Here is a 23,262-nt window from a genome sequence, read left to right as displayed (position 1 = left end):
AGGAGGAGCAGCGAGATGAAGACGGACCACGTCGAATACACCACCTTCACCGGGTGGATCGACCCTCCTGGCGGCGTCCGGCCCGCCCTGGCCGACGACGTCACCTGCGAGGTCGCGGTCATCGGCGGCGGCCTGGCGGGCATGTCGACCGCCCTGCGACTGGCCGAACGCGGCCGGGACGTGGTGCTGCTGGAGGCCGAGTTCTGCGGGCACGGCTCCGCCTCGCGCAACGCCGGGCAGGTGGCGGGCGCCCCGGGGGGCGACATCCAGCTCCTGAGCATGCTCCACCGCAAGACGTTTCCCGGCATCGTCCGGTTCGCGGAGAACTCCGCTCACTTCCTGGAGCGGCTGATCGAGCGGCTGGCCATCGACTGCGACTACGAGGCCACGGGCAACGTCTGCGCCGCCGTGTCCCGTGGACAGATGGGCCGCGTGCGCCGCGTGACGAAGCTCCTGCGCAAGGCCGGCGCGGACGTCGAGCTCGGTACGAGCGCAGAGCTCGGCATCCCGCGCGGATTCCTCGGCGGCATGCGCGAGTCCGTCGGCGGAATGATGAATCCGGGCAAGTTCAGCCTCGGCATCCGCCGTGCCGTCCTCGCGTCCGGCGCCCGGGTCTTCGAGCGGACGCGGGTCTCCGAGGTCCGTCCGACCGGCGATCACGTGGTGATCAACACGCCTGGGGGCGAGGTGCGAGCGCGGCGGGCCGTGCTCGCGACGAACGCCTTCGGCGGCGACCTGGCCATCACCCCGAAGCGGCTCTCCGTGCCGATCTGGGTCAGCGAGGTGGAGACCGAGCCGATCGACCCCGACCGCCTGGCCGCACTGGGATGGACCAGCCGGTCGGGTGTGGTGACCCAGCACAACATCATGGAGAACTACCGGCTGACCTCGCGCGACACCATCGTGTTCGGGGTCCGCCGGCTCCAGCGGGGCAGGACCTGTCCCCTCCCTCCGAGGAAGCCGGACGAGGCCGTCGTCGCCGAACTCGCGCGCGCCTTCGAAAGGCGCTTCCCCGCACTCGCCGACGTCGCGGCCGCCCGGGCCTGGGGCGGATGGATCGCGATCACCCCGTCCTGGCTCCCGGTCGCCGGCACGACCCGCGACGGCGTCTACTACTCGGTCGCCTGCAACGGCCACGGCCTCGCCCAGGCCCCCTACGTCGGCTCCCTCATCGCGGACCTGATCGTGGACGGCCGGCAGCACGAGGACCTGAAGACGCTCTGGGCGAAGAAGCCCGACTTCCCCCGCCCGCTGATGATGGGCGCCGTGGGACTGCGGACCATCTGGACGGTCGACCGCTTCAACGACCTGATCAACGGGAGCCGACGGAACGCCCGGCGCGGCGCCGCTCCGAGCTGAGGCATGGGTGACCGCGAACCGTCCGTCGTCTCCGACGCCCCGCTCCCCGCTCACCCGGTGGCACAGGTCCTTCCGCTTCCGGACAATGCCCTTATGAGGACCGATGTCGACACCCTCCTCCACCGTCTGGCCCAGCAGCTCAGGCCGCGGACGGAGGAATCGGTCGAGACCCTGCTGCGGTACACCCGCGGCGAGCTGTCTGAACCCTGGGGGTACGACGAGGTCGCGGATCTCGTGGCCGAGGAGACGGCCGGGCACGTCGTCGCGTTCCTGGACCTGCTGGAACACGGCGCCGACGCCGCGGAGGCCGCGCCGCCGCCGCAGTCCCTGGAGCTCGCCCGCAGGCTCGCCCGGAGCGGGGTCCCGATCAGCACGCTCCTGCGCGGCTACCGGCTCGGACACGTCGCCCTGCTCCAGCTGGTCCAGACCGAGGTCCTCACGCTCACCGACGATCCCGAGCTGGTCAACGCCGCGGCACTGCGCCTGATGGCGGCGGGTTTCGGGTACGTGGACCGCAGTTCCGCACACGTGGTCGCGGCCTACCAGGAGGAACGCGACCGCCGACTGCAACGGCGGCTCCTGCTGGCCAATGAGGCCGGTCGCCGGATCGGGACCACACTGGACATCGACCGCACCGCGCAGGAGCTTGCGGACGTCGGCGCCGACGGCTTCGCCGACCTCGTCGCCGTCGACCTCGTCTCCTCCGTCCTCGACGACGAGGACGTCTCGCCGCCGTCGACCCCGCCGTCGCTCCGTCGCGTCGCCCGGCGATCCGTACCGGGCGGCGACGCCAAGGAGCTTCCCGTACGGATCGGACGGACACACAGCTACCCCGCCGATTCGGAGCCGGCCCGCGCGCTGGCGACCGGCACGCCCGTTCTGCGCCGTGGCGGAGCGAGCGGAGGCCTCGCAGGTGGTGACGGGTTCCACTCAGCCCTCCTCCTCCCCCTGGTGGCCCGCGGGGAGACGCTGGGCCTCGTCCAGTTCCTCCGTACGGGGAGCGGCGCGCCCTTCGACGACGACGATCTCCTCCTCGCCCAGGAGATCGCCGCCAGAGCGGCGGTGTCCATCGACAACGCCCGCCGGTACACCCACGAGCGTTCTACCGCGCTCGCCCTCCAGCGCAGCCTGCTGCCGCGGCACGCCGTGGAGCAGTCCGCCGTCGTCACGGCCTCCCGCTACCTGCCCAGTGGCTCCCGCGCAGGCGTGGGGGGCGACTGGTACGACGTGATCCCGCTGTCCGGAGCCCGCGTGGCCCTCGTCGTGGGTGACGTCGTCGGACGCGGACTGCGTGCCGCCGCCACCATGGGCCGCCTCAGGATGGCCGTGCGCGCCTTCGCGGACATCGACCTCATGCCCGACGAGCTGCTCACCCACCTGGACGACGTGGTCATCCGGCTCCAGCACGAGGAGGGGGAGGAAGCGGGCGAGACCAGCGCCACCTGCCTGTACGCGGTATACGACCCGGTCTCCCGCGTGTGCTCGCTGGCCAGCGCCGGACACGTCCTGCCCGCCGTGGCCACTCCCCCGGACGGAGCGGGCGACGCGCCGGGCTCCCGGTCGGTCGAGTTCCCGGAGATGCCGATCGGCCCGCCGCTGGGCCTGGGCGGACTCCCCTTCGAGACCGTGCAGTTCGAACTGGCCGAGGGGAGCCTGCTTGCCCTGTTCACGGACGGTCTCGTCCAGAGCCGGGCACGGGACGTCGACACCGCTCGCGAGCTGCTGCGCGACGGCCTGGCCCAGGGGTCCGCGTCCCCGGACGAGGTCTGCGACCGTCTGATCGCCGCGCTGGTGCCGGAGCGGGCCGTCGACGACATCGCCCTCCTCGTGGCCCGCACCCTGTCGCTCGATCCCGGTCACGTGGCCACCCTCGACGTTCCCTCCGACCCGGCGGCCGTCGCCGGGGCACGCCGCTTCGCCTCCGAAACGCTGACCGCCTGGGGCCTCGACGGGCTTTCCTTCACCACCGAACTCATCGTCAGCGAGCTGGTGACGAACGCGATCCGCTACGGCCGGAGTCCGATCCGGCTGCGGATGATCCGTCAGTCCACGCTGACCTGCGAGGTATCCGACGCCAACAGCACCGCTCCGCACCTGCGCCGCGCCCGCACCTACGACGAGGGCGGCCGCGGACTGCTCCTCGTCGCCCAGCTCTCCGAACGCTGGGGCACCCGCCACCACCGCGAGGGAAAGGTGATCTGGGCGGAACAGGCCCTGCCCGCGGACGGTCTCCTCACTCTCCCGGCGACCTGACCTCCCCGCCCGCGTGGCCGTGGGAAGGCCAGGTCAGGTCAGGCCGCGTACGTCTTGAGGTACGCGATCACCATGCGGCGCGCTTCGTCGATCGTGGCGTCGTCGCCGGCCGGTGACTGCCGGAACGCGACGTCGAAGAGGCGGTTGCCCACCTCGAAGGCGAGCTGCAGCGCGAGCCGGGGGGTGTCGGCGGATACCAGACCGCGCTCGACGAGAAGGCGCCAGAACCGGTCCGCCTGAGCGGCGTCGAATTCCCGGACCAGGACGGCGAGCGCCTCGCTGCGGCCCGAGAACCACAGCTCGACGCAGCTCGGATGCTCGCGGAAGTAGTCGCGCAGGGGGTCGATGACGGCGTCCGCGGCCTCCCGCAGCGTGGACAGCGAGGAGCCTTCCAACGCGGCGGTGACGAGCTCCTCGATCACCCGCAGGTGCCGGCGCAGGAGCTCGGCGTCGACCTGGTGCCGGTCGGGGAAGTAGTGGTACATCGAGGCGACCGGGATGCCCGCCCGCTCACCGACGGCCTTCAGGGTGGCCGCCTCGTAGCCCTGCTCCCGGAGCAGGGCCTCGGCGGCGTCCAGGATGGCGCGTCTCCGCTCCATGCCACGGCGCTGCACGGCCGGACGGGCCGACGCCGGGGATGCGGACTTCTTCTCGAACACAATTCGAGATCGTATCAGCCACACATCGGCTTCCCCCGGGTGAAGCGAGGTGGCAGGCCCTGCCGTAACCGACGCCGATCACCACAACCCGGATTGACTACGCGCATCACCAAAACTTAAACTCGAATCGAGTTTGACTTTAGAGTTCATCCCTGGCGCCGAAAACCCCACGACGAGAGGAACTGGCATGGCCACATACACCGAGCGCGACGTCGCGGTGATCGGCAACGGGCTCATGGGGGCGTCGATCGCCCGTGCCCTGGCGCGTTCCGGCTGGAGGGTCACGGCATACGACCCGGACACGGCACGGGCTCGGGTGCTGGCGACCGAGCTGCCGGGGATCAAGGCCGAGGCGGACCTCGAAACGGCGGTCGCGTCCGCCCCCCTTGTCCTGACCTGCGCCCCGTCCTACGAAGCCGTGCTCCGAAGCCTGGAGTGCGTCGGCGACTGGAACGGCAAGACGCTCCTCAATACGGGGACGAGCTCGACGGCGGAGGCGGAGCACGCCGCCGCGTGGGCTGCCCGGAAGGGCGTCCCCTACCTGGACGCCGCGATCCTCTGCTTCCCCCAGGACATCGGCACCGAGCGAGGCTACGTCCTCTTCTCGGGAAGCCCCGAAGCCTGGGCGCGGCACGAGGAGCTGATCGCCGCCCTCGGTCAGGCGACGCGGTTCGTCTCCGAACAGGCGCAGGCCGCGAGCGCGGTCGACCTCACGATCGTCGGCGGGGTGTACGTCGCCGCGCTGGCCGCCTACATCGACGCCGCGGCGTACGCCCACAGCCAGGGGGTTTCGGGCGACGTCCTCGACGAGGCCACGGACAAGGTCCTCGCGGCGCTGAAGGACGGGGCCAAGGAGGCGGTGGCGGCCATCGGCAGCGGTGATTTCACGACGGACCAGGCCACGTTGTCGGTGTTCACCCACGGAGGCGAGACGTGCCTCGACGGCATGAGGGGCGCCGGCTTCGCCGCGAACGTGCTGGAGGCCGCCGTACGCAATCTCAAGACGGCCGAGGCCGCGGGGCTGGGCGGGTCGAGCTTCTACGCCCTGGCACAGGTCGCCGGGGGCGACTCCGCCGTCGGCCGGCAGCAGTAGCGGGGAACGGGTTCACCGCTTCCGACCACCACACCCTGAGAGGGGAACTGCTGTGCGCGACGAGGACCACGACGCGGACCGGACGAACGAGAGATGGAAAGCGAAGGGCATCGGTCTACGGGTGTTCTTCTACGTCGTCGGCACCTACCTGTTCGTCACCCTGGTGGGCCACCTGGGCGCGCAGGCCCAGGAATAGCCGCCCCGACCCCTCACACCTCTCGGGAGCACACCGAAATGAACACCGATGTCTGCGGCTCCACTCGTCACGTTCCCCTTGAGGGGTACTCCGGCAGGGCGCGGACGTGGCAGAAGGCGAGCTGGAGCCGAGTCCTCCGTGAGACGGCCGTCGGATGCCTGATCATGCTCGTACCCACCCTTCTCCTCGGCTTCTTCATGTCGTGGGACATCGGCATCGCCCTCGTGATGGCGACCGCGTCATCGGCGGTGCTCTCCTCGTTCGTGTTCTCCCTCAGGGGTCATACGCTCGGGTGCGCGGTCAAGAAGGGCATCGTTCTGACGCTGGGATGGTGGGAGCGGATCTGAGGGGACGCCCAGTTCCATGGTGGCTTCGTCACAGGCTGTCCAGGGCGGAGACGAGGCTGGCCACCGTGACGGTGTTGAAGACGAAGGCGATGCAGGCGTTGACCGTCACCGTACGGCGCATCTCCCGGGACACCACGGTGACATCGGTCGTGCCGAACGTCGTCATGACCGAAAAGGCGAAATAGAGGTAATCGCTCCAGATCGGGGCCTCCTCGCCAGGCACGTCCAGTGCCCGTTCGCCCTCCACGAGGTTGTCGGCCTGGAAGGCGACGGCGAAGGACACGGCCACGCAGACCCAGGCGACGGCGACCAGGGTGAGTGCCACCGCCGCCCGGGCGACCGGCTCGAACGCTGAGCCGATGTGGCCGGGGCGCCACACCACCGCCACCACGAGCGCGGCGGCCGCGATGAAGATGGAGACCCCTGGCCCTGGCGCCGTTCCGTACACGTACCGCTGGAGGGTCGTGCCCCGTGTCTCCCGGTCCGCCCAGTCGCGCACACGATCGGGAGAGGCGGTCGAGAAGGCGATCGTCGTGATCAGGAGATAGGGAAAGAGATGGGCGAGCAGCATCAGCACGCACACGTCCGCCACCGAGATCTCCGCCCAGCTGCGGTCGAGGCCGAGGAGAAGCACCGCCGTGCACACAGCGATGATGAAGCTCACCGCCGACCGGCGACGCTCGGAGAGCCACTGGTTCCGACGGCGGCCCTGGGAACGTGACTGCGGCACGGAGAACTCCTCAGGAAGCAGCGGCTACCGACCCGTTCGAGGCCCGACGCTACGACATCATGGCGCTCCGTCGACGGTGTGCCGCGGCCGTCGCCGTGGGGTGTCGGCCGAATCGGTGGACCGTTACCCTCGCGTCGTGGGCTTGTGGATCACCCGCGCGAACGACCCCACGCAGGGCCGCGACGGCCGCCACGCGATCCGACCACCACGCCACTCGCGGATGAAGGAGTGCCGACCGTGCACACGACGGGATACACGGAAGCGGAATACGGCGGAGTCACCGTACTGGTCGGCGCCGAGCGAGGCGCCTACCCGCACGCCAACTCCGTCCTCGTGCGCGGCACCGCCGAGACACTGATCATCGACCCGTCGCTGTCGCTCGTCGAGTCGGCGCCTCCCGCAGACCTCGTGCTCGTGAGCCACGCACACGAGGACCACGTCGCGGGTCTCGGACGGTACGGCGCGCCCGTCCACGCCCACGAGGACGATCTCGCCGCCGTGCGGTCCCGTGCGGTCATGGCCGCCGGCTACGGCCTCCCGCCGGACGCCACGGAGCAGGCGGAGGCGATGCTGCGCGACCGGTTCCACGTGCGTGACCGCCCCGACGCGACGGGGTTCACCGACGGAGCCGTGTTCGACCTCGGGGGGCGCACCGTGACGGTCGTGCACCTTCCGGGCCACACCGCCGGTCATTGCGGTTTCCTGATCGAGCCGGACGGATTCCTGTACGTGGCGGACATCGACCTGACCTCGTTCGGCCCGTTCTACGGAGACGTCGGCAGCAGCCTGACGGATTTCGAGGCGTCCCTGCGCCGATGCCGGGAGATCGGGGCCCGCTGGTACGGGACGGCCCACCAGAAGGGCGTGATCGAGGGTGCCGAGGAGTTCGGCCGACGGCTCGACGCCTTCGTCGGCGTGGTGGAGCGGCGGGACGCGACCCTTCTGACGTACCTCGACGAACCGCGGACCGTCGAAGAGATCGCCGAGCGCCGGCTGGTCTACCGGCCGCACGTCGAAGGCCCCCACGTGCGGCCGGTGGAGCGGCGGATCGCGGCACGGCACCTGAGTCGGCTGGTGGACAGAGGAATGATCGTCGAGGTCGAGGCGGGGCGGTTCCGCGCCACGTAGCGGTCCGCATCACACGGTGTCACGCACGGTCGTCGCCGGCGGCAAGCCTCCTTTCCCGACCTCTTCCCGCGGGGCGCGGCGGGCGAACCAGCGGGCGATCGGCTCCGCGGTGACACCGTGCGCGACGACGCTCAGCAGGACGGTCGCGCAGGCCGTCCTGGCCACGAACGCCGCTTCCTCGTCGGGCAGCTGCGTGTACGCGAGGACGGCGAAGACGATGGAGGTGACGCCGCGCGAGCCCAGCCAGCCGACGGCGGCGCGTTCGGCCCCGCTGAACCCGCTGCCGGTGAGCGCGGTGACCACCGGAACGAAGCGGGCGACGGTGAGGGCGAACACCGCGTAGACCACGACCGCGAGGCTGACGCCGCCCGCGAACTCGTCCGTGATCAGCACCCCGAAGGTGAACCACACCGCCAGCGCCATCAGGTGGCTGACGTCGTGGACGAGCCGGAGGTGGTCGTCCCCCGCCGGACGCGCGGTGCGGGCGTAGCACAGGCCCGTCACGAACGCCGCGACGAAGCCGTTGCCCCCGACCTCCGACGAGGCCGTATAAGCGAGGAAGGGGAGAGCGAGGCCGGCCATGCGCAGGCCGGTGGGCCCCGTCCAGCCGGCTTCCCGGGACCTGCGCACCAGCCATGACGCCAGCAAGCCTAGGACCGCACCGACGAGCACCGCGTACGCCGCGCCCCGGGCGGCGTTCAGCAACAGGTCGGTGAACGTGTCCCCGTCCGTCGAAATGAGGTTGGCCACGCAGAACACGAAGAACGGCGAGACCAGGCCGTCGTTGAAACCGCCCTCGACGTTCAGGGCGGCCCGCACCCTCAGGGGCACGCGTTCGTCACGCAGCAGGTTCAGTACGGGGGCGAGGTCCGCGGGCATCACGACGAGGGCGGCCACCGCCGACAACCACCAGCTCGTGCCGGGAAAGAGCGCGACCCCGACGAGGGTGCCGAGCAGAACCGAGGCAGGCAGCGCCAGGCCCAGCAGGCGCCCCTCCCCCACCGACCGGCCCAGCCGTTCGTATCCCCGGGCCTCGGTGGCGTCCGTGAACAGCATGACGGCCAGAACGACCTCGACACACCTCTGGAAGGTGTGGGCGTCGAGGTCGAAGCCGAGCACGGGCCGGTCGCCTCCCGCCAGCGCCGCGCCCGCCACGGCGAACGCGATCGGCGCGGTGACGCTCCAGCGGGACATGCGGCTCGACACCAGCGACCACACGAAGAGCAGGGACAACAGGGCGAGGACGGCGGCCACGTGCGTCACCGCCTCGGACGGGTGACGAAGAGGATCACCGGTGACTCCCCAGGGGCCCGGTCGAACAGCATCGTGTGTTGTACGACGCCGTCGGACATGGCGTCGTTCGGCACGGACAACGCCGGGCCCCCGTTCATCGCCACCGCCGAGGTCACCGCCCCATGCTCGCGAGCACTGCCTTGCCCGCGTTCTCGCCCGAGCTCGCCGCGTCGGCGAGCGAGGGCATGTCGAGCTGGTAGTCGCCGGCCAGGTGGATCGGCCCGAGGGGGTTCCTCAACACGGGCAGCGACGCACGCCTTCCGGGCGCCCAGAAGGGCACCACACGGCGGTGCCGCCGCACGGCCCCCTCGTCGAGCTTCCCTTCGAGCTGGGGGTAGAGCGAGATGAGGTCCGCGGCGAACCGGGTGACGATCGCTTCATCGGAGAGCTCGAAGAGCTCGTCGGCCATCGCGCCGCCGGCGAAACACGCCAGCGCGCCGCCGGGCTTCCGCTCGCCTCCCCTGCGGGTGGCGGCGGCGTGGTTGAACACCGCCTGGAACGAGAGCTGCGGCGTGGAGACGGCCAGGAGCTCGTCCCAGGGCTGAGGCCCCTTCTCCTCGGTGAAGAAGCCGACGATCACGTACCGGCCGTAGCGGATGTCCTGGAACGCGTTGCGGTACGTCTGCGGAAGCGCCGGAAGGATCCGCATCGCGATGTCGCTGGGCACCGCGACGACGGCCCGCTTCGCGCGCACCCGTACCTCACGGCCCGCTGCGACGTACTCCACGACGACCCCGTCCCCCTCCGCCCTCACCGACCTGACGGCTGCCCGGAGACGGAGACGTTCGCCGAGATCGGCGGCGAGAACGTCGGTCAGCGTCTGGTTCCCCCCGACCGGCAGCGCGAAGTTCGGTACCTTCGCCGGATCCGTCATGGCGATTCCCACGGACGTCACCAGCTGGGTCGCGGCCGTTTCGCCGGGCTCGCAGCCCATCCACTGGCCCGACCACGACCGGACCATGTCCCGGGCCAGTCCGGAGCGGACACCGCGCAGGAGGCCGGAGGCGAGACGTCGGTCGAGCCCGGCCCGCACCCGCCTCGCCAGGCCGCTGTCCGAGGCGAGGAACGGCACCGCGGCAAGGATGCGGGCACCGACCACAGCCATGCCGACCTGGTCCACGAGGCGCATGCGCGTGCGGAACATGAGCGCGAAGAGATCGGCCGTGTCGACCAACCGGCCGTTGAGAGCCAGTGCCACGCCCTTGCCTGCCAACGACCCCATCTCGATGCCGTGGCGGTGGAGAGCGTCGATCAACGGCCCGGTCCCCTCGGTGAACTGCGTACCGAGGTTGATCCAGTAGTCGCCCTTCCGAACCGTCTCGACACGTCCGCCCGCGCGATCGGCCGCCTCCAGCACGATGACATCGGTCTCCCGGGCAAGCGTCGTGGCGGCCATCAGGCCCGCCATTCCCGCCCCGACGACCACGACGTCGCAGGTCTCCTCGCGCACGGGGGGCACGGCGTTGACCGCGACCGACTCGGGCTCCGCGTTCGTCATCCCTGTTCCTCTCTTCGTCGTGCGCAACAAGCTTCCGGCTGGTCTCGACGCGCACGGCGCGAGACCTCGCGGCTTCAGTCCGATCCTGACGAACGGACTATTTGATTTCGAATCGACTTCGAGTTTATAGCAGCTGCGGTGGGGAGCGCACGAGACCCGCACGTCGGCGACTTCGCCTCCGCCGGCTCGCCACCGCCGCCGCACCCGGCTCTCGCACCGAGCACGCGGGCCCTCGGAGTGCTGCCGGACGCCCCGGCGGTGGTGGGCACCACCCGAAAGGCATGGTCGTGCCCTCCCGCCGCACGGAAACCGAGGCGCGCGCCGGCGTGACGGGCCGACCCCTCGCCCGGCCAGGCGTTCTCGATGGTGGCGATGCACTCGCCGTGGAACGGCGGCACGGCGGAGCTGGCCGGGTGGGAGCGGCCCAGCGCCCAACGGTCCACCACGGTCTGGCCCTTGACGTTCTGGTGCACCGGCGCCTCGGCGCTGGCGACGAAGCAGGTGCCCATGGTGACCGCACAGGCGCCGAGCGCGAGGACGACGGCGAGGCCGCTGCCGGTGACGATGCCGCCGCTGTCGATGACCGCGGGGGTCCAGGCGTCGCACGGCAGCGGGGATGAGGACCAGGCCGGGGACGTCCTCCTCGGCGGGGTCGCCGGCGCACTCGGAAAGAAGGCGCGACCCGCTCCGCACGCGACAGCACAGGCCTGTCGACGGCGGCCTTGATGTCACGTCCGGAGAGATGCGCCGGAGGTGACGGTTAGCTCCTTTATTGCGCCTGGGCCTGGCTCCTCAGGGCCGCCGGCTCAGACGGTCCGAAATGCGGTCGAGCACCCACCCGGCCTTCAGCGCCGTCGCGCCGAGAGCGAATGAGGGCATGTAGGGCGGCCGCGGCCGCCAGATCGCACGCAGGTCGTCGTGGATCTCGTCACCGGCGAGCCGGTCGGCCAGCAGCGTGCCGATATAGGGCGACTGGGACAGCCCGTGACCATTGCAGCTGACGGCGTAGAAGACGTTCTTCGCGGCCTCTCCGGCCACCGGGAGGAAGGACGTCATCGCCACCCACCCGCCCCACGCCCGCTGGGGCGCGACATATCCGAGCGACGGGAACCGCTCGTGGAAGCCTTGGACCAGGTCCGCCACCACCGCGCGATCCGGCTCGTGGGCACCCAGCGCCGACGGCGCCGCCTGGAGCCGACGGGTACCGAACATGATCGTGCCGCGAGCGGTGCGCCGGTAGTTCTCGAGAATCGTGTGCGGGGTGATGATGCCGGTACGGCTTGTCCAGCCGATCGCCGCCAGACGGTCGGGATCGACCGGCTCCGTCTCCACCAAGCTGGTCCAGACGGGCGTGATACCGCTCGGGGCGATCTCGAGGTCGCGGGAGTGGGCGTTGGTCGCGAGCACGACCCTCTCGGCGCGGACGCGCCCACCGGGCACGCTGAGCACGACGCCCGCGCCGTCCGGCTCGACGGCCTCCACGGCCGTCCGCTCGAACACCTTCGCACTCGACGCCAGCAGTACGGCCCGCAGCCCGAGGGCGAGCTTCCCGGGGTTCAGCAGGCCACCACCCCGCTCGAAGATGCCGCCCAGGAAAGTTCCCGGCAGGCCGAAGTCACGGCCGTCGACGAATTCCACGTCCGCCCCCGCGTCACGGAGGATCCCCATGTTCTTCCTCAAACGCCGGAACTGTCCGGTGGAGACAGCGGCGATGACGTTACCCGTGGGGTCGTACTCGCAGTCGATGGCGAGGCGCCCGATCAGGCCCTCGGTGAACTCCGCCGCGTTCCCGCCATACCGCACGAGGTCGCGGAGCCGGCGCCGGTACAGCAGGCGCAAGAGCTGCGGGTCCCCGGCCAGGGCGTTCGACAAATAGCCCGCGTTGCGTGAACTCGCACCCCAGCCGCAGTACCCGCCTTCGAGCAGAGCCACATCGACGCCGCGCTCCGCCAGCCGGAGCGCCGCCGCCATCCCGACGAGACCACCGCCGACGACAGCGACATCGCACCGGACCTCACCTTTCAGCGCCGGCGCGAGATCGGTGGGCCGATCAGTCCACCCGGTGAACGCCGAGTAGGTCAAGCCGTCGGTGGACGCGTTCTTCGCCACGATGCCCCTCGTCTCCCGTTCCCCGCGTGGGACGGGAGAACGAGTGATGGAAATAGGAAACCCGAATCGAGTTTGAGTTTAGCGCCTTCGTCCAGCTCACTCATCGTCGGCCAGCAGCACGCACCACGCACATCCGAGGCTGGTCGGCGCGATGCGTGCGCAAGCTCAGCTGCGGATCGGGCCGAGGTGTCGATGCGACACACATCGCCAAGCAGCGCCGGCCACGCCGCCCGGAAACTCGCCCCTCCTCCCCACTGGCGCCGGATTTCGCCCCCAGCCATCGCCTCGGGTGAGCCCCGCGAGGGCTTGCCGGCGGGCACGCCGGGCCGAAGCGGTGATCACCGGCACGGTCTACGTGATCACGCCGTCGGAGCCGTCCTGGATTCCCCCGTGCGTCAGACCGAGTCGTCGGCAGTTCGGGAAGCCAGTGATCGCGCTGCGGCACGAAAGTACGGACGCGGCCCGCCGGGGCCGGCCCTGGAGCCTGCCACTGGAGGGCCGAGCCGCCCCACCTCCTGGCACACCGACTTGGCGCCGCGTCGACTCGCCCCGCCGTTCAGGGTTTCCAGGTCGACGCCCACTCCTGGCACGCCGCAGCGGTCGGCCGACTGCCGCCCGAGAACCGCACCCGACTGCAAGACGCGGGAGGAACACGACGCCAAGACCACCGCCGGCAACCTCGCCCTTGCCGGATGAAGGAGAGGGGCACACCGCGGCCCTGCACGCCCGACGTGACACGAAGATCCTTTACGGGACAGCCCTTTGGTGCGGCCGACAGCGCACCCACCCCACAGGGACGATCAGCCTGGGGGGTGTCCTCACGCGCCGGCCACCGTTCCCAGCGGTTCCGTGACGGAGCTGGTGAGCGGCGCAGACCACGGCGCCGCGACCGGGCCGCCACCACGCCAGCACCGCACCGACAGACTCCTGACGCCCTGTCAGGAAAGTCAGCAAAAAGTCAGCATGCAGCTGATCGGACCTGCTCCCACACAAGCACACTCTGGAAACACACCCGCCGACTGCACGACTGCGGGAGAGATGCGACAGGACCCCTCCCCCAGTCGCGGCGACAGCTGCAAGAGGGGACCGAAAATCTTCGATGCTCCATCGGCTCGACAGGGAAATTCCCAGGTCAGCGCACTCGACCTCGCGCCTTCAGGTGGGCCGCCGGGACCTCCGGCGCGTCCAGCCGGTCGCCGTCGTAGCCCTTCACCTCGCCGAACCGGTCGGACGTCATCCAGTCGTCCCTCGCCTCGCGGATCTCGTCGTCCGTGCGCCCCACGAAGTTCCACCACATGACGATCTCCTCCTCGAAGGGTTCGCCGCCCAGGAGCATCAGGCCGGCGTCGGAGGCCGCGCGGAGGGGGAGTTCGGTGCGTCCGCAGCCGAGGTAGAGCATGGAGCCGGGGAGGACCGGGACGCCGTCGACGTGGGCCTCGCCGGACATCGCCAGGACCGCGTACTCGAAGTCGGGGTCCAGCGGGAGGTTCGTCTCGGTGCCCGCCGTGAGGGCGAGGTCGGCTCCGACGAGCGGGGTGTACGTGGTGCCGGGCGAGGCGGCGCCGTCGAGTTCGCCGAGGATCACCGTGGCCGTGAGGCCCGGCGCGGTGACCCGGGGCAGATCGGCGTGGTGCTGGAAGTGCGGCTCGACGTGACGGTGGGCGTCGGGGAGGGCCACCCAGAGCTGGGCGCCGTGCAGGAGGGGGGCGTGCGGGCGGGGGCTCTCCTCGGAGTGGGAGATGGCCCGCCCCGAGGTCATCAGGCCGAGTTCGCGCGGGCGGATGGTCTGGAGGCTGCCCGTGGAGTCGCGGTGCAGGACCTCGCCCTCGTGGAGCCAGCTGACGGTCTGGAGCCCCATGTGGGGGTGCGGCGGTACCTGCATCCCCGGTTCGTCGGCGATGTCGTCGGGGCCGTAGTGGTCGACGAAGGCCCAGGCTCCGACCATCCGCCGGCCCAGGTTCGGGAGCAGTCGGCGGACCTGGGTCGACTCTCCGAGCTGGACGTGGCGCGGGCTGAGGAGTTCCCGTACCGGCTCGGCGACGACGAAGCCACGGCCGCCGCACACGGTCAGCGTGGCCTGGCGATCAAGATTGCTCATGCTCAACCTGTTCCTGCCCGGAGAGGCGATAGTGAAATATTCAACCATCTTGGCTTGTTGACGCGGTCGTCCACCCCACAGAGTGGCAGATCGGGCACTCCGGAAAGCGAGAGCAAAGTGAGCGACACGTACTACGAGTTCGGAACCGCCGGCGAGCGCTGGGACCGCGCCCAGTTCTTCTTCGAGGCGAAGGAGTACGGAACCGCCGTCCGCATCCTGCGCGGCCTGGTCGCCGAGCACCCGGAGCAGACCGCCCAGCGCCTCCTCCTCGCTCGCGCCTACTACCACTCCGCCCAGCTCTCCCGCGCCGAGACGGAGCTCCGGGCCGTCCTGGACCGCGACCCGGTCGAGTACTACGCGCGCCTGATGCTCGGGCGCACCCTCGAGCGACAGGGGCGCACGGACGAGGCCGCGCCGCATCTGCGGATGGCCGCGGCCATGGCGGGCGAGACGCCGCCGTCCTGACGCGGCCTTGATACCCCCGCGCGGTATATTCGGCCGCCAGGAGGCCCTGGCAGTGCGTACACACCGAGCGGAACGCCACAGACGAGCGGAAGGTGCCCTCGCGCACCTTCTGCTCGTCGTCGTGCTCGCGCTCGGCGTGTTCCTGATGCACGCGGTCGGCCACCCCGAGGGATCCGGCGGGAGCACGGAGACCACCTCCGCCACCTCCGTCGGCTCGGTTCACCACACCGCCGGCCACGAGAGCGGTGACTCCGGCTCCTCGCGCGAACCCGGTACCGCGATGGACATGACCACCCTCTGCGTGGCCGTCCTCGCCGGCTGGCTGCTCGCCGGGCTCGTCCGGGCCGCGCTCGGACGCCGTCCCGACTGGCTCGCCCTCCTCCTCGCGCGGCTCATGCCCGCGCCGGGGCCGCACACACCGCCGCCCCGCCCTCCCGACCTCGCCCAGCTGTCCGTCCTGCGGATCTAGACCGCACCGCCGTCGCGGGCGCCTCGCGCTGCCCGTGCGCGTCTTCGGCCTGCCCTTTTCCGTTCGTACGACCAGCACACGAGGTATCACCCACATGCGTGCCTTCACCCACCGAACCGCCAGGAAGATCGCTCTCGTCGGCGCCGCCACCGCGACCGGGCTCCTGCTCTCCGCCTGCGGCGCGGACGACGCCGGGAACACGGCGCACCACGGCGGCGCGTCCGCCGACACGTCCGCTTCCGCCTCCCCGTCCGCGCCCTCGTCCTCGTCCGCTTCCGCATCGCCCACCGCCTCCGTCGCAGGAGCCGCCACCGGAGCCTTCAACGACGCGGACGTCATGTTCGCGCAGATGATGATCCCCCACCACGAGCAGGCCCTGGAGATGGCCGGGCTCGCCGAAGGCCGGGCCGAGGACGCCGAGGTCAAGAAGCTGGTCGCCGCCATCGAGCAGGCCCAGGACCCCGAGATCCAGAAGATGAAGGCCTGGCTGAAGGGCTGGGGCAAGCCCGAGTCCGCCGGTCACGGGGGCCACGGCATGGCCGGGATGATGTCCGAGCAGGACATGAAGGACCTGGCCGCCGTCAAGGGCAGGGCCTTCGACAGCAAGTTCGCCGAGCTGATGATCGCCCACCACGAGGGCGCCGTCGAGATGGCGGAGGACGAGCGGAAGAACGGCCGCAACGCCACGGCCAAGGCCCTCGCCGACGACGTCGTGCGGACCCAGTCCACCGAGATCTCCGCCCTGCGGAAGGTCCTCGACCGACTCTGATCCGACCCGATCCCTCACGTCACGTCGCGTCACGTCCCACCGTGACGTGACGGGCGGCCCGCGCGCTCCGGGCGGGCCGCCCTGGCGCGCCTCAGCGCTGCACGACGACCTCGCCGCCCACCACCACCGTCTCCGCCACCGTGCCCGGGATCTCCTCCGGGGCGATGCGGAGGATGTCGCGGGAGAGGACGACGAAGTCGGCCAGCTTGCCGACCGTCAGCGAACCCCTTTCGTGTTCGAGGAAGTTGGCGTACGCCGAGCCCATCGTGTAACCCTCCACGGCGGCGGCGACGTCGATCGTCTCGCCCGCCGTCCAGGCCTCCCCACCGCCGGGCGGACGGCGGGTGACGGCGGCGTGGATGCCGACCATGGGGTCCATCTCGGCGACGTTCCAGTCGCTGGAGAGGGCGAGGACGGCGCCGGCCGCGCGCAGGCTGCGCAGGGGCCAGGCCTTGTGCCAGCGGTCGGGGCCGACGTTCTCGGCCCAGTCCTGGCCGGGTCCCGCGATGTCGGGGGCGGCGTGCCGCGGCTGCATGCAGGCGACGACGCCGAGTGCGGCGAAGCGCGGGGTGTCGGCCGGGTCGAGGCATTCGACGTGCACGATCTGGTGGCGTGCGTCGCGCGGCCCGTTGGCCGCGCGCGCCCGTTCGACCGCGTCGAGGACGGTACGGATGCCCCGGTCGCCGGTGGCGTGCACGAAGCACTGGAAGCCGCGCGCGTCGAGGCGGGTGAGCAGTTCGGCGAACTCCTCGGGCGGGTAGAACGTGTCGCCGCGGTGGTGGGAGCAGCCCGCGTACGGTTCCAGGAGGGCGGCGGTACGGGGTTCCACCACGTCGTCGATGTACAGCTTGAGCGGGCCGACCCGGAGGCGGTCGTCCGCGAACTTCCGTGCCGCCGACTCGAACGCGCCCAGGTCCGCGTCGGTCGTGCCGCGCGGGTGGAAGAGGGCGGCGACGATCCGGGAGCGGAGCCTTCCCTCCGTCCGGGCGCGCTCGAAGAGGGCGAGGTCGTCGAGGGAGTTCTGGGGTTCGACGACGGTGGTGATGCCGAAGCCGATGGCGTCGTCGAGGCTCTTGGCGAGCCTGCCGTACTGCCGCTCCTGCGACGCCCAGGGGACGCCGAGCGCGCGGAGGGCGCGGTGGCCGTCGCGGGAGAGCCCCTTGACGGCGAAGTCCTGGACGAATCCGGTCGGTTCGCCCGTCGCCGGGTCGGTGACCGCCCGTCCGAAGGGGAGGTCGGTGTGGTCGCGGTCGACGCCGAGCCGCCGGAGGGCGGCGGTGTTGAGCCAGGCGGTGTGGACGTCGTAGCTGAGGACCAGGGCGGGCGTGTCGCCGGTGGCCGGGTCGAGATCGGCGGCGGTGGGCATGCGTCCGCCGGGTACGGCGGAGTAGTCGAAGGCCTCGGCCTCGATCCACTCGGCGTCCGGGTGTTCGGCGTGCCAGGCACGGATACGGGCGTGGATCGTGTCGAGACTCCGGGCGCCGGCCAGCTGGACGCAGGCGTCGTCGGAGCCGAGGCGGACGTGGTTGTGGGCGTCGACGAAGCCGGGCAGGACGAGCCGTCCGGCGGCGTCGAGGACCCGGGTGCCGGGCCCGGTCCAGGCCTCGGCCCCTGCGTCGGAACCGATCCAGACGATGCGCCCGGCGCGGACGGCGAGGGCCTGGGCCTCGGGGAGGGCGGGGTCGACGGTGTGGATCCGGGCTCCGGTGAGGACCAGATCGGCGGGAGCGGGGGTGGTGCTGTTCATGCGGGGTGGCTCCGTGACGTACGTACGAGGGTGACGGGCAGGTGAGGGCGCCGGGTGGGTGAGGGTGCCGGGCGGCCGAAGGTGACGGGTGGACGCGAGGGGGCGCGGGATGTCGGGGGCGCGGGATGCCGGGGGCGCGGCTCAGTCGCGTACCGGAGTGACGTGCCCCCGGGCGAGGAGCACGTACACCAGGGCCGAGACTCCCGCGCCGAGCAGGGTGAGGTCCGCGCCGCCGAGCGGGGCCACGAGCGGGCCCGTCCAGAGCGCGGAGTCGCAGGTGAGCGCGGAGAAGACGAGGCCGCAGAGGAGTGCGGTCACACCTGCCGGGTGCCAGCCCGAGCGGTATCCGTACGCGCCGCCGGTGCGCGCGTGCAGCGCGGCGGAGTCGTATGTGCAGCGGCGGAGCACCATGTCGGCGAGGAAGACCCCGGCCCAGGGGGCGAAGACGATGATCAGGAGGGAGAGGAAGGAGAGGAGCGAGGTGGTGAAGTCGGCGAGGAAGAGGGCGCCGAGAGAGCCGAGGGCCGTCACGGCGGCGCTGATGACGATGGCGCGCGCCCGGCTCCACGGGATGCCGAGGACCTGGAGGTTCAGGCTCGACGAGTAGAGCGTGATGATCGAGTTGGTGACGGAGCCGCCGAGCACCAGGGCCAGGAAGAGGGGCTGGAACCAGCCGGGGAGCAGGTTCTCGGTGCCGGCGACGGCGTCGGTCATGTCGGTCTGGGTCGCGGCGGCCACGCCCGCGACGCCGAGGGCGACGGAGGAGACGAAGCCGCCGAGGGCTCCGCTCCAGGTGACGGCCTTGAGGGAGGTCGTGCGGGGCAGGTAGCGGGTGTAGTCGGCGGGCATCGGGAGGTACGAGAAGGGGCCCGCGAGCATGACGACGAAGGCGAGGCTCCAGGCGGAGGCGCCGGGCGCGGCGGCGGGGGCGGAGGTGTCGGCGCCGGGCAGGACGAGGACCAGCAGGGCGGCGAAGCCTGCGGCGAGTATGTAGGCCATCCAGCGTTCGGCGAACTGGACGGTGGCGTGGCCCCAGAGGGCGACGGCGAAGGTCAGCGCGAGGGTGACGGCGAGGGCGAGGGCGCGGGCGGCCGGTCCTCCGTTCCAGCCGAGGTCGGCGAAGAAGGCCTCCAGGGCGAGGGTGCCGACCACGGTGTTGACGATGGTGTAGCCGATGCTGACGATCCAGTTGAGCAGCCCGGCGGGCCAGTTGCCGCGTCGCCCGAAGGCGGCGCGGGAGATGACGAGGGTCGCGGTGCCGGTGCGCACGCCGCTGAGTCCGGCCGCGCCGATGGCGAGGAAGGCCAGGCCGCCGAGCACGACGACGGCCGTGGCCTGCCAGAAGGAGAGCCCGAAGGCGACGGCGAGGGCGCCGTTGATGACGTAGGTGAAGGTGAGGTTCGAGCCGAACCAGAGCCAGAAGACGTCCTTGGCGCTTCCGTGCCGTTCGGCGTCGGGTATGGGGTCGATCCCGTGTTCCTCGACCTGGAAGACCTCGTCGCGGCCCGTGGTCACGGGCGCCGTCTCGTGTCCGAGCACACCGCACTCCTGTCTTGAATGCTGTTCTAATTTTTAGAACGGCATTCAAGATGTGCGATGGGTTCGGGCCACGTCAAGACCTTCGGAGGTTGCAGTTAAGGTCGATCACGCACAGGGCGGCGACGCACGGGACCACGAGCGGCAAGCGACGCACGGCAGGACAGGGGACAGCGGCGGTGGCACGGACGGCACGACGGCGGGACGGGCACGTCACCCAGGAACGGATGCTGGAAGAGGCCATGGCGGCGATCGCCGAGGACGGCCTCGCCTCCCTCACCATGTCGGCGCTCGCGGAGCGACTCGGCACGAGCGGCGGCCACATCCTGTACTACTTCGGCAGCAAGGACCTGCTGCTGCTCGCCGCACTCCGGTGGAGCGAGGCGGCGCTCGCCGAGGAGCGCCGGGCGTTGCTGTCCCGGCGCACCACGGCCGAGCGCAAGCTCGACCACTTCCTGCGGCTCTACCTGCCGCGTGGCCCGCGCGATCCGCGCTGGACCCTGTGGATCGAGCTCTGGGCCCGCACGCCCGGCAACAGCGCCCTCCGGGAGGCCCAGGAGGAACTCGACCGGGGCTGGCAGGAGGACCTGGAGGCGCTCCTCTCGGCGGGCGTCGCACGGCGGCGTTTCGCGCCGCTCGACGCGGGCGCCCGCGCCTCCGAACTCCTGGCCCTGCTCGACGGGTTGAGCACCCGGGTCGTCCTGGGCCAGGAGTCCGGCCGCGATCCGCGCCCCGCCCTGGAGGCGGCCCGCTCGGCCGCGCGGGCCCTCGTCGCCCCGTACGCGCCGTCCGGTGCTGCCGACTCCCCTGCGGACGAGGCCAAGTGACGGGCCATCAGCCCCGGTAGGACTCCAGGAGACGCAGCCACGCCTCGCTCAGCGTCGGGTACGAGGGAACGGCGTGCCACAGACGGGCGATCGGGACCTCGCCGACGACCGCGACCGTCGCCGAGTGGACCAGCTCGCCGATGCCCGGACCGACGAAGGAGGCGCCGATGACGACCTCGCGGTCGAGGTCGACGACCATCCGGGCGTGTCCCCGGTAGCCCTGGGCGTAGAGCCCGGCCCCGGCGACCTGCCCCATGTCGAGGTCCACGGCCCTGGCCCGGAACCCGGCCCGCTCGGCCTCGGCGAGGCTGAGGCCGACGGCCGCGGCCTCGGGGTCGCAGAACACCACCTGAGGTACGGCGGAGTGGTCGGCGGTCGCCGCGTGCGCGCCCCAGCGCCCGTCGTCGAGGGACCCGCCGCCCCGCGCGCGGGCGGCGATGGCGGCACCGGCGATCCGGGCCTGGTACTTGCCCTGATGGGTCAGGAGGGCCCGGTGGTTGACGTCCCCGACGGCGTACAGCCAGTCGCTGCCCGTGACCCTGAGGGTGTCGTCCACGTCGAGCCAGGAGCCCGGCTCCAGACCGACCTTCTCCAGGCCGATGTCCTCGGTTCGCGGGGCCCGGCCGGTCGCGAAGAGGACTTCGTCGCCGTCGATGTGGTCGCCGCCCTCCAGGACCACGGTGACCGGTCCCGTGCTCCCGTCGCGTACCACTGCGCTGACCGTGACGCCGGTGCGCACGTCCGCGCCGCGTGTGGTCAGGGCGGCGGCGACGTGCTCGCCGACGAAGGGCTCCATCCGGGGCAGCAGGCCCCCGCCGCGTACCAGCAGGGTGACCTTCGAGCCGAGGGCCTGCCAGGCGGTGGCCATCTCCACCCCCACCACTCCCCCGCCGACGACGATCAGCCGCTCGGGCACCCGGTCGGCGCTGGTCGCCTCACGGCTGGTCCAGGGCCGGGCCCCGGCGAGGCCGGGCAGCTCCGGGAGGACGGCGCGGCTGCCGGTGCAGACGGCGACCGCGTGCCGGGCGGTGAGTACGTGGTGCTCGCCCTCGGGCCCGGTGACGCCGACCCTGCGGGACCCGAGGAGGCGGCCGTGGCCCCGGTGGATCCGTACGCCGACGGAGTCCAGCCAGTCCACCTGGCCGGCGTCCTTCCAGTGTCCGACGACCTCGTCCCTGTGGGCGAAGACCTCCAGGGCGTCCAGCGGTCCGTAGACCGACTCCCGCAGACCGGCGACCTTCCGGGCGTCGGAGCGGGCCAGCGCGGGACGGAGCAGCGCCTTGCTCGGCATGCACGCCCAGTACGAGCACTCGCCGCCGATCAGCTCGCTCTCGACGATCGCGGCGCTGAGGCCGGCGGCCCGCACCCGGTCGACGACGTTCTCCCCCACCGGGCCCGCGCCGAGGACCACCACGTCGTACTCGTGCGCGTCTTCCACCGTTCGTGTCATGGGTCCCAGTCTTGCGCAGTGATCAGGAAAAGTGCGGCTGCGGCGGGCTGGGCAGGCAACAGGCTGGTGCCGACCGTCCAGCGAACGCCGCGTGTGCGCAGGTACGCGCGGTTCGCACGGGAGCCGTACGCCTTGTCCGCGCGAAACTCGTCCGGACGGGTGCGCGGTCGTCCCGGCCCGAGCCGCGGGACCCGGATACGACCCACGACGACCTGGAACTGCGGGGAGTCGCCGGGCTGCCCGGCCGTGATCACGAGCGACATCGGCTTCTGGGCCTGCTCGACGGCCAAGTGGATTTTGTTGGTCAGTCCGCCGTGTGAGCGTCCGGGCCCGTGATCGTCAGGCTCGGCGAAGACGCCGCGCCTGGGCCTGCAACTGCTCCTCCGCATCACGCCGGACATCGAAGCGGCGCGCGCCTGAGGCCGACGCCCCGCTCCGTCGTGCTCGCTGGTCCGAGGCTGCCTCCTCCATGGGCATCACAGCCAGCGACGACCTGGCCATCGAGCTGCAGGCAACCGAAATCCGTGCCGTACGCCTGTTCCCACCCACCCCGGGTAAGGGCGTATGTGGAAAGGGGCGGACATGAGCGCCAGCGAGAAGGTCAAGGCCAAGGCCGAGCAAGTGATCGGGAAGGTAGTCAGGAAGACAGCGCATGCCCTAGGCAACGAAACCATTGCGGCAAAGGGCACCGCGCTGGAAGCCCGCGGCAGGGGCCGTCATGTGAAGGAAAAGGGCAAGGGCGCGTTCAAACTCTGACCATGCCAGATCCGCGGCGGCTGCCGCCCGGTGGATGGTGCGACGGTGGAGAACGGCAGGCAGGGCGATCGAGCGGTCTCATCGATGCGGGTGACTGCGACCAGAACGGTGACCGGTTTCGTGGCGCAGCGCACGGTCGGGGAGGCCGCGATTGCAGTGCGGACATCCTCGCGCACCTGCCGGGCAACAACGACGACTCGGCGGTCAGCGTGCAGGATGCAGCGCACTTCCACGTGCCATCCTCCTTCCGGGGTGTGTTGGCAGCGGATGCCGGCCACCTCGGGGTGCGGGGCGGTGCATCCCCTCATGGCGTCGTAGACGCGGGACGCTGCGAGAGCCGGCCGGTCGGCGAGCGCGGGCTGTAGCACTGCGGCGCCGGGAACCGCGAGGGCTGCTGCGGCTGCCGCCCGCTGAACGTCCTCCAGTGGGAGGCGGTCATCGTTCGCTCAGCTCGAAGCGCTCGCCACGCGGAAGGCTGCT

22 protein-coding genes and 1 pseudogene are annotated in these 23,262 nt (G+C 71.3%); 12 read left to right on the top strand and 11 right to left on the bottom strand.

Annotated elements, in window-relative coordinates; genetic code table 11:
• Nucleotides 1–15: 15 nt before the first annotated feature.
• Entirely contained in the window at nt 16–1,359 is a 1,344-nt protein-coding gene (locus tag ACIA8N_RS14320) for an FAD-binding oxidoreductase (protein ID WP_030545665.1), read from the top strand.
• 93 nt (nt 1,360–1,452) lie between these two features.
• Nucleotides 1,453–3,612: a SpoIIE family protein phosphatase gene (locus tag ACIA8N_RS14315; RefSeq protein WP_037635599.1), complete on the top strand. Its 2,160-nt coding sequence runs from the start codon at nt 1,453–1,455 to the stop codon at nt 3,610–3,612.
• Between the two features lie 38 nt (nt 3,613–3,650).
• Here the strand turns inward: ACIA8N_RS14315 and ACIA8N_RS14310 are convergent, their stop codons facing one another.
• Complete coding sequence (locus ACIA8N_RS14310) at nt 3,651–4,211, bottom strand: TetR/AcrR family transcriptional regulator (protein ID WP_169749491.1); 561 nt, start codon at nt 4,209–4,211, stop codon at nt 3,651–3,653.
• 247 nt (nt 4,212–4,458) lie between these two features.
• Between ACIA8N_RS14310 and ACIA8N_RS14305 the strand changes: the two genes are divergently transcribed.
• The 3 genes from ACIA8N_RS14305 to ACIA8N_RS14295 all read left to right on the top strand — a co-directional run bounded on the left by ACIA8N_RS14305 (nt 4,459) and on the right by ACIA8N_RS14295 (nt 5,907).
• A complete protein-coding gene (locus tag ACIA8N_RS14305; protein WP_030545671.1) occupies nt 4,459–5,364 on the top strand; it encodes an FAD-dependent oxidoreductase in 906 nt (301 codons plus the stop codon).
• Nucleotides 5,365–5,416: 52 nt separating this feature from the next.
• Nucleotides 5,417–5,560, top strand: a complete 144-nt coding sequence (locus ACIA8N_RS14300; protein ID WP_169749492.1) for a DUF6126 family protein — start codon at nt 5,417–5,419, stop codon at nt 5,558–5,560.
• 164 nt (nt 5,561–5,724) lie between these two features.
• Complete coding sequence (locus ACIA8N_RS14295) at nt 5,725–5,907, top strand: hypothetical protein (RefSeq protein WP_126931786.1); 183 nt, start codon at nt 5,725–5,727, stop codon at nt 5,905–5,907.
• A 28-nt stretch (nt 5,908–5,935) separates the two neighbouring features.
• Here the strand turns inward: ACIA8N_RS14295 and ACIA8N_RS14290 are convergent, their stop codons facing one another.
• Complete coding sequence (locus tag ACIA8N_RS14290; RefSeq protein WP_030545675.1) at nt 5,936–6,637, bottom strand: DUF1345 domain-containing protein; 702 nt, start codon at nt 6,635–6,637, stop codon at nt 5,936–5,938.
• Nucleotides 6,638–6,874: 237 nt separating this feature from the next.
• Between ACIA8N_RS14290 and ACIA8N_RS14285 the strand changes: the two genes are divergently transcribed.
• On the top strand, nt 6,875–7,765 hold the full coding sequence (locus ACIA8N_RS14285; protein ID WP_055602501.1) for an MBL fold metallo-hydrolase: 891 nt from the start codon (nt 6,875–6,877) through the stop codon (nt 7,763–7,765).
• Between the two features lie 9 nt (nt 7,766–7,774).
• Here ACIA8N_RS14285 and ACIA8N_RS14280 read toward each other — a convergent pair whose 3' ends face one another.
• The 4 genes from ACIA8N_RS14280 to ACIA8N_RS14265 all read right to left on the bottom strand — a co-directional run bounded on the left by ACIA8N_RS14280 (nt 7,775) and on the right by ACIA8N_RS14265 (nt 12,665).
• Nucleotides 7,775–9,019 (bottom strand): sodium:proton antiporter, encoded by a 1,245-nt coding sequence (locus ACIA8N_RS14280; protein WP_063761373.1) that lies wholly within the window; start codon nt 9,017–9,019, stop codon nt 7,775–7,777.
• Between the two features lie 151 nt (nt 9,020–9,170).
• Nucleotides 9,171–10,556 (bottom strand): NAD(P)/FAD-dependent oxidoreductase, encoded by a 1,386-nt coding sequence (locus ACIA8N_RS14275; protein ID WP_365780946.1) that lies wholly within the window; start codon nt 10,554–10,556, stop codon nt 9,171–9,173.
• 74 nt (nt 10,557–10,630) lie between these two features.
• Entirely contained in the window at nt 10,631–11,122 is a 492-nt protein-coding gene (locus ACIA8N_RS14270; protein WP_399416424.1) for a hypothetical protein, read from the bottom strand.
• A 226-nt stretch (nt 11,123–11,348) separates the two neighbouring features.
• On the bottom strand, nt 11,349–12,665 hold the full coding sequence (locus tag ACIA8N_RS14265; protein ID WP_078945785.1) for an FAD-binding oxidoreductase: 1,317 nt from the start codon (nt 12,663–12,665) through the stop codon (nt 11,349–11,351).
• Between the two features lie 355 nt (nt 12,666–13,020).
• On the opposite strand from ACIA8N_RS14265, the pseudogene ACIA8N_RS14260 reads away from it, so the two are divergent.
• Nucleotides 13,021–13,238: pseudogene (locus tag ACIA8N_RS14260) on the top strand (IS5/IS1182 family transposase); the annotation flags it as partial.
• Between the two features lie 559 nt (nt 13,239–13,797).
• Here the strand turns inward: ACIA8N_RS14260 and ACIA8N_RS14255 are convergent.
• Nucleotides 13,798–14,763, bottom strand: a complete 966-nt coding sequence (locus ACIA8N_RS14255; RefSeq protein WP_365780947.1) for a pirin family protein — start codon at nt 14,761–14,763, stop codon at nt 13,798–13,800.
• Between the two features lie 117 nt (nt 14,764–14,880).
• Between ACIA8N_RS14255 and ACIA8N_RS14250 the strand changes: the two genes are divergently transcribed.
• The 3 genes from ACIA8N_RS14250 (at nt 14,881) to ACIA8N_RS14240 (ending at nt 16,466) form a co-directional block, all read left to right on the top strand.
• Complete coding sequence (locus ACIA8N_RS14250) at nt 14,881–15,228, top strand: tetratricopeptide repeat protein (RefSeq protein ID WP_365780948.1); 348 nt, start codon at nt 14,881–14,883, stop codon at nt 15,226–15,228.
• A 52-nt stretch (nt 15,229–15,280) separates the two neighbouring features.
• Complete coding sequence (locus ACIA8N_RS14245) at nt 15,281–15,697, top strand: DUF6153 family protein (RefSeq protein ID WP_365780950.1); 417 nt, start codon at nt 15,281–15,283, stop codon at nt 15,695–15,697.
• Between the two features lie 94 nt (nt 15,698–15,791).
• On the top strand, nt 15,792–16,466 hold the full coding sequence (locus ACIA8N_RS14240) for a DUF305 domain-containing protein (protein WP_365780951.1): 675 nt from the start codon (nt 15,792–15,794) through the stop codon (nt 16,464–16,466).
• A 91-nt stretch (nt 16,467–16,557) separates the two neighbouring features.
• On the opposite strand, the gene ACIA8N_RS14235 is transcribed toward ACIA8N_RS14240, so the two are convergent.
• Together ACIA8N_RS14235 and ACIA8N_RS14230 are read right to left on the bottom strand one after the other, a co-directional pair.
• Entirely contained in the window at nt 16,558–18,213 is a 1,656-nt protein-coding gene (locus ACIA8N_RS14235; RefSeq protein WP_365780953.1) for an amidohydrolase, read from the bottom strand.
• A 141-nt stretch (nt 18,214–18,354) separates the two neighbouring features.
• A complete protein-coding gene (locus tag ACIA8N_RS14230; RefSeq protein WP_365780954.1) occupies nt 18,355–19,752 on the bottom strand; it encodes a cytosine permease in 1,398 nt (465 codons plus the stop codon).
• Between the two features lie 176 nt (nt 19,753–19,928).
• Between ACIA8N_RS14230 and ACIA8N_RS14225 the strand changes: the two genes are divergently transcribed.
• Entirely contained in the window at nt 19,929–20,576 is a 648-nt protein-coding gene (locus ACIA8N_RS14225; protein ID WP_365780955.1) for a TetR/AcrR family transcriptional regulator, read from the top strand.
• Nucleotides 20,577–20,583: 7 nt separating this feature from the next.
• Here the strand turns inward: ACIA8N_RS14225 and ACIA8N_RS14220 are convergent, their stop codons facing one another.
• On the bottom strand, nt 20,584–22,026 hold the full coding sequence (locus ACIA8N_RS14220; RefSeq protein WP_365780956.1) for an NAD(P)/FAD-dependent oxidoreductase: 1,443 nt from the start codon (nt 22,024–22,026) through the stop codon (nt 20,584–20,586).
• Nucleotides 22,023–22,415 (bottom strand): transposase, encoded by a 393-nt coding sequence (locus tag ACIA8N_RS14215; RefSeq protein WP_399416422.1) that lies wholly within the window; start codon nt 22,413–22,415, stop codon nt 22,023–22,025. Before ACIA8N_RS14215 ends, ACIA8N_RS14220 begins: the two co-directional genes overlap by 4 nt.
• A gap of 193 nt (nt 22,416–22,608) precedes the next feature.
• On the opposite strand from ACIA8N_RS14215, the gene ACIA8N_RS14210 reads away from it, so the two are divergent.
• On the top strand, nt 22,609–22,782 hold the full coding sequence (locus tag ACIA8N_RS14210) for a hypothetical protein (protein WP_365780958.1): 174 nt from the start codon (nt 22,609–22,611) through the stop codon (nt 22,780–22,782).
• The last annotated feature ends 480 nt before the right edge of the window (nt 22,783–23,262 follow it).

It is taken from the genome of Streptomyces sp. NPDC051822 (assembly GCF_044452745.1).
Taxonomy (GTDB): Bacteria; Actinomycetota; Actinomycetes; order Streptomycetales; family Streptomycetaceae; genus Streptomyces.
The sequence above is the reverse complement of the archived record's forward strand: the minus strand, read 5'-3'. Positions and strand labels throughout refer to the sequence as shown.